We start from the raw sequence: 5,755 nt of genomic DNA on the forward strand, positions 1-5,755 counted from the left end.
ATCTTCCCCAGGTGCTTGTTGGCCTCCATGTGCTCGAAGGCCTTGTCGATGTCGTCGAAGGCAAACACCTTGTCGATCGGCAGCTGCAGCTTTCGCGACTCGACGGCGCCCCAGATGTCCTTGCGGACCTCCTCAAAAATCTCACGGACCTCCGCGACGGTGCGGGTGCGGAAGGTGACGCCGACATAATCGATGCGGCGGGCCGCGTGCAGGTCGAAGTTGAAATCGGCATGGGTGCCGCCGAGCCGGCCGACATTGACGATGCAACCCTTGACCTTGGTCGCCGCGAGGTTCTGGTTCGCGACCTTGCCCGAGACCTGGTCGACGATGAGGTCGACACCTTCGCCGTTCGTCGCCTTCAGCACCTCGTCGACCCATGAGGGGTCAGAGGAGTCGACCGCAAGATCGGCGCCATACTCCTTCAGCCGGCTGCGGCGATAAGCATCGGTCGAGGAGCCGATCACGAGCCTGGCGCCCTTGAGCTTCGCAATCTGCATCGCCATCAGGCCGACGCCGGAGCTTGCGCCCTGGATCAGCACGGCTTGCCCGGGCTGCACGCCGCCGATGGTGACGACGGCGTTGTGCATGGTCGCGAGTGCGACGGGCAGGGTGGCGGCTTCCTCGAAGTTCATGTTCGAGGGCGCGTGGAAAAGCCGGCCGTGATCGGCCAGCGTGTATTCGGCAAACGCCGCGCCGCCCGAGCCCATGATGCGGTCGCCGACCTTGAGGCCCTTGGCATCCGGTCCGAGCGCGGCGACCTCGCCGGCCCATTCCATGCCGAGCACGGTGCCGGCGCCGCCGGCCGCGCCATGGGCGTGGCCCTTGCGCATGCCGGTGTCGGCGCGATTGAGGCCACAGGCGCGGACCCGGACCAGCACCTGCGTGCCTTCAGGCTTTGGTTGAGCGACGTCGGAAATCGTAGCGCCACCAGGGCCGTAGACATAAGCCTTCATGAATTGCTCTCGCTTCTTGCAGTGATTATTCAGCAGCCTGCGCTGTCGGATGAACGATCATGCCTTCGAGCCGGCTGCGGATGATGGCCTCCGCTTCGCGCACGATGCGGGAGATCAGTTCCGCGCAGGTCGGGATGTCCTGGATCAGGCCCTGGACCTGGCCCGCCGACCAGATGCCTTCGTCCGAGTTGCCGGTCGCGTAGACCATCTTGCCGCGGGCGCCCGCGACGAGTTCGCGGATGTCCTCGAACTTGGCGCCTTCCTTCTCCATCGCTACGACCTTGGTCGAGATCTCGTTCCTGGCGACGCGGGAGGTGTTGCGCATGGTGCGGAAGATCAGCTCGGTTTCGCGCTCGTCATTGGCCACGATCTTCTCCTTGATGAGCTGATGAATGGGGCTCTCTTTGGTCGCCATGAAGCGGGTGCCCATGTTGATGCCTTCGGCGCCGAGCGCCAGTGCGGCGACGAGGCCGCGGGCGTCGGCAAAGCCGCCGGAGGCGATCATCGGGATCTTGATCTTGTTGGCGGCGGCCGGGATTAGGATCAGGCCGGGGGTGTCGTCCTCGCCGGGATGGCCGGCGCATTCGAACCCGTCGATCGAGATGGCGTCGACGCCCATGCGCTCGGCCGAGAGCCCGTGACGGACGCTAGTGCATTTGTGCACGACCTTGACGCCGTGCTTCTTGAACTCGTCGACATGCTCCTGCGGCTTGTTGCCGGCGGTTTCGACCACCTTGATGCCGCTCTCGATGATGGCGGCGCGATATTCGGCATAAGGCGGCGGCTTGATTGCGGGCAGGATGGTGAGGTTGACGCCAAACGGCTTGTCGGTGAGATCGCGGCAGCGGGCGATCTCCTTCCTGAGGTCCTCCGGTGTCGGCTGGGTCAGCGCCGTGATGAAGCCGAGCGCGCCGGCATTGGCGACGGCGGCGACCAGCTCGGCGCGCCCGACCCACTGCATGCCGCCCTGGACGATCGGGTGCTCGACTCCGACGAGCTTGGTGAACCGTGTCTGCAGCATGATCTGTTTCCCCGCTTGCGTGGCGCTCTTTTATCGGTCGATGCCGGCAGGATGCCGCCCGGGTCGGGAAAAGTCTATTGCGAGGGCGTGCGGTGGAGGCGGGGCGATCATGCGGGGAGTGGGGGATTCCGTGAGGCGGATAATTGACGCGGGCTCGTGTCCCGGACGCGCTGCAACGCCTCTTCGCGTTGCCGCGCAGAGCCGCGACCCATGCCCAGCGAGCGCTCTGAAAGATGGGCGCCGGCTCTGCAGCGCACCGTCGAACCGGACGATGCTTCGCTCTGCCGGGGGATGCTGCGCTGCGTCCGGGGCACGGACGCACAATCTTCCGATCAATCTCGATCCGACTTGCAAACAGCAGACGCATCTTCGCATCCTCGCGGCGCATTTCGCCCGAGCTTTGCCTGATCGCATCGCCCTCGTCGTGACAAGGGCGCAGGGAAGGCCGGGCGCCGGCTGGCACCCGCAAGTCCGTGCGCCAGAAGAATGCACACGGGGTGGACCACAGGTCAGCCAATCGCCCGGCCTTCCCTGCGCGGTGGTTTACGGCTTACTTCGTGCTCTCCCCGGGGAGCGATGCACTATTGCCCCCGTCGCCCCGCAGATGGCTGATGCAAGCGCCCGGTCGGGCAGCACGCATCACCACAGGACTTGACGCACAGACCCCGGGCGTCAGGACCACACGACTTCGCCGTCCGCGCACGTCCTCGCTGGGTCTTCGGGAGCTGGCGTGTGCTCGCACCCGAAGCCATGCGAAGACGCTGTCGGCGCCGTGTCGTAGGCGCGAAAGCCTGTGCTCACGGTTTCCCGCCCTGCAAGGCTCGCCGCGCCCGACGCCGTCGCGTCCATCGCTGCCCCACCCGCGGTCCGTGACGATCGCGATCCGCCCCTTGTCCCGGGTCAGGGTGTGTCGTAGGTGCGCCAAATCCGAATTTCGGTAAAGTGGAATATTTTGGCAGACGGGGATTGACAGGCGGCGCGCGAAATTTGTGCGGCTGTTTTGCCCGACGGGCGAACCCTGCCGGGCTATTCCGTCGACAGCCGCACCATCTGGCGGCCGCCGTTCATTTCCTTGAGGCTGTTGACGAAGTTTTCGGGGCGCTGCCAGCGGTAGGGGACCTTCAATCCCATGTACTCGGCGATGTCGCCGATGAAGCCGGTGCAATTGGTGGTCTCGGCGTTCCAGACCGGCGAGCTCGCCTGCAATTTCTTGATATAGGCAAACACGCGCTTGGCGTCGGCTTCGTTCAGATATACGCGGTAGTTCGCGGTCAGATACTCCGGGTCGAGATCGCCGTAGCTCGCGCCGGTCTCCGCCGGCACCCAGGTGAGGTGACCAAGCACATAGGCCCAGGTGTCGCCGGCGGGCGTGAGCCCTGCCACTTCGACGGCGCGCTCGCTGGTCTTGCCGTACCAGACGAAGGCGTGGCCCCAGCTCGCCGCCGTGCGGGCGCGGAAATCGACGTAGTACGGACCTTTTTCCGCGCGCGCGACCGGGCGCCGGGTCGATGGCGCCGGCCGTGATACGGTGTCGGTCGTGGCAAGCGCGTTTGCGTCAGCAACGCGCTTGTTCGCTTCGTGGGCCGAGGCCGAAGGTGTCGTACACGCGAGCATGGCCGCGAGCGCGAATCCCGCAAGGATGCAGGGTCCCGATCGATCAGGTTTGTTCGTCACGCTGTGCCCCTCGACTGTCGGCCACTCACGCAGAGTCTACGCTTGCTTCTGCGGGTATTTCGCTAACGCGTCAGTAGCGCGCTGCGACGGGGCCGGGCGCCTTGCCGATCGGGGCCTTTCCAACCGGGCTCTTGCCAATCGGCATCTTGCCGATCGGCGCCTGCTCCGAATAGACGGGAACGGGCTGCCGGCGCGGCAGATCCGCGGCATTCGCGACCGTTACCAGAGCAAGCGTAGCACCCACGACAAATACAATCTTCTTCACAGTCATACCCCTAGAAGGTTTGGTCCAAACACGGCACCGCCGTGCCCCCAGACACGCCTCACAGAAGGGCGGCCGAATGCGTCCACAGTGCGGCATCGGCGCGACATGTTGGCGGCATCTGCCGGCCGCGCGGAGATGTGATGTGTCTGGATGTTTCGGCGCGCTCTGCCCAGCCTACGCGACTCGGCCTCACCCGATCCGGTTCAGGCTGTTCCTGATCGTCGAGAAGATGCCGCCGATGTCTTTTCGCAAACCGTCGAGCGCGTTGAAACTGTCGAAGATGCGGGCGAGGCGGTCTTCGACCTCGCGTTTGCTCTTGGTCAGCGCGTCGACGCGCGAGGCGAGGGTGACGTCGCCGTTTGCCTCGATCTCGCCGACGGTTTTGGCGAGGAGGTCGTGCGTCGTGCCGACGTCCGCGATCATGGCCTCGATTCCGAACACGGGCGCCTTCAGCGGGACGAGGTCAGCCTGCGACTTCGACAGCTCTGTCTTGAAGGCGTTCAGCGTCGCCAGCGTTTCCTGTAACGCACCGAGGCGCTGGCGCGACTGGAGAACAAAATCGTTCAACGCATTCTGGCGGTCGGCAAGCGTCTTGCCCTCGGCGTCGATCTCGACACGGGCGAGCGAGCGTTCGAGCTGGGCCCGGCGCTCGCCGAGCTCTTCGAAGTCGAGCCCGATGCCTTTCAGGATGTGGAAGCTGTCGTCGATGCGGGCCAGGCGCTGCTCGATCTCGATCTTGTTCTTCGACAGCGTCTCGACGCGGGCGCCGAGCGGTGCTTCGCCGCCGGTTTCGAGCTCGTCGACGCTCTTGGCGAGGCGCTCATGGCTGAGGCTCAGCTCGCCGATCAACGCATTGAGGCCAGCGTCCGACGCGCGCAGCGGCACCAGCTCAGCGTGGGACTTCGCTAGATCGTCCTTGTACTGGTTCAGGGTCGCAAAGGTGTCCTGGACCGCGCCGACCCGGGACAGCAGCGTCGATACGTCGCCCGCGATGTCCTTGAGCCGGTCGGCGAGGTTGTTCTTGCGGTCGTCGGTCTCGAGGTCGTGCAGCGAGCGTTCGAGCTGGTTCTGGCGGTCGCGGATCTCAGTGAAAACCGGCTCGACCGCGCGGCGCTGCTCGGCGATCTTGCCGACCATATCGCGCAATTCCTGCTGGCGGCGGCGGATTTCGGCGAGCTGGTCGTGCATGTCGGTGGATTCGTTGCGGCCCCGCTGCAGCAGGGCGCGCTGCTCGGTCTCGCCCAGCTTGTCGTGCAGGGCGGAAACGGCCTCCCGGGGATCGCTCTCGATCAGGTGCTGGACGGTGGCGTCGAGGTGGTTCTGCAGGGCGTGGGCGACGACCACGTCCTCGCGGGTCTTCTTGAGGCGGTCGCGCAATGTGTCGAGGCGCCGGTCCTGGCGCGAGAGCCGCCAGGCGGAGGCGCCGATCAGTGCCAACGCCAAGGCCAGGATCGCGCCGGTCGCAACACGCTGCGGGACGGGCAGGCCTCCGAACCAGGCAGGCAGGTGGCCGACATCGTAACCGAGCGCCTGCTGGGCGAAGATCGCGATGGCAGTGAGCAGAACAAACCAGGCAACCAGGAAAAACAGCCACATCGTGACTTCCTCACGCCGGCACATTATCGCCATAATTGCTATTGGAGAGCGGAACCGAGATCAAGGGCGGCGGGAGCTTGCTGGATAGGTCCGGCCTCACGATCCACGGCTGAATGCGTCAGCCGATCGGTGGAGGGGGAGAGGCGCGTTTCCCGTGTTGGGGGCAGACGTTCAGGGCGCTGGTCATGCCCGGGCTTGTCCCAGGCATCCACGCGCCTCCGCGCCAACAGAACGTGGATGGGGGGG

The 5,755-nt window shown here is 65.5% G+C and carries 5 protein-coding genes; all 5 read right to left on the minus strand.

Annotated elements, in window-relative coordinates; translation table 11 throughout:
• The coding region (locus tag IVB32_RS35685) for a zinc-binding dehydrogenase (protein WP_247412889.1) at positions 1–953 on the minus strand (953 nt) is incomplete at its 3' end.
• Positions 954–978: 25 nt separating this feature from the next.
• Complete coding sequence (locus tag IVB32_RS35690) at positions 979–1,974, minus strand: nitronate monooxygenase family protein (RefSeq protein ID WP_018458568.1); 996 nt, start codon at positions 1,972–1,974, stop codon at positions 979–981.
• Between the two features lie 1,026 nt (positions 1,975–3,000).
• On the minus strand, positions 3,001–3,648 hold the full coding sequence (locus IVB32_RS35695) for a hypothetical protein (protein WP_085352311.1): 648 nt from the start codon (positions 3,646–3,648) through the stop codon (positions 3,001–3,003).
• A 70-nt stretch (positions 3,649–3,718) separates the two neighbouring features.
• Complete coding sequence (locus IVB32_RS35700) at positions 3,719–3,919, minus strand: hypothetical protein (RefSeq protein ID WP_007608336.1); 201 nt, start codon at positions 3,917–3,919, stop codon at positions 3,719–3,721.
• Positions 3,920–4,102: 183 nt separating this feature from the next.
• Positions 4,103–5,509 (minus strand): hypothetical protein, encoded by a 1,407-nt coding sequence (locus IVB32_RS35705; protein WP_085385855.1) that lies wholly within the window; start codon positions 5,507–5,509, stop codon positions 4,103–4,105.
• Positions 5,510–5,755 lie beyond the last annotated feature (246 nt).

The sequence above is a fragment of the Bradyrhizobium sp. 23 genome (genome assembly GCF_023073295.1).
In the GTDB taxonomy this organism is placed as follows: Bacteria; Pseudomonadota; Alphaproteobacteria; order Rhizobiales; family Xanthobacteraceae; genus Bradyrhizobium; species Bradyrhizobium canariense_D.